Here is a 273-nt window from a genome sequence, read left to right as displayed (position 1 = left end):
TAGAACCGCCCTTGCGACCGCGTGCAGCCTGAATTTCTGGCGTGTGCGTATCAGCCACATACTGTGCGAAAGTTTCCGGCGTGAAGTTCCTGTGCGTGTATTTCGCAATGCTCTTGCCAATAGCCCGACATTCAGCCAGTGAAAGCGGAACGGGAAGCGATGCATTGTACATTTCGACACGCTGGATCACCACTTCAAGCCACTCTGAGAACGCTGGCCAGCCCTGACGAATCGACCTCTAAGCCCATTTGCGCGTCAATTCGAACAGGTCGC

1 protein-coding gene is annotated in these 273 nt (G+C 54.6%); it reads right to left on the bottom strand.

What is annotated here, in order from left to right; translation table 11 throughout:
• Positions 1-193: hypothetical protein (locus CF394_RS15315; RefSeq protein ID WP_439332884.1), on the bottom strand; the 193-nt coding region annotated here is incomplete at its 3' end.
• Between the last annotated feature and the right edge of the window lie 80 nt (positions 194-273).

Source organism: Tetzosporium hominis (assembly GCF_002265435.1).
GTDB lineage: Bacteria > Bacillota > Bacilli > Bacillales_A > Planococcaceae > Chryseomicrobium > Chryseomicrobium hominis.
The sequence above is the reverse complement of the archived record's forward strand: the minus strand, read 5'-3'. Positions and strand labels throughout refer to the sequence as shown.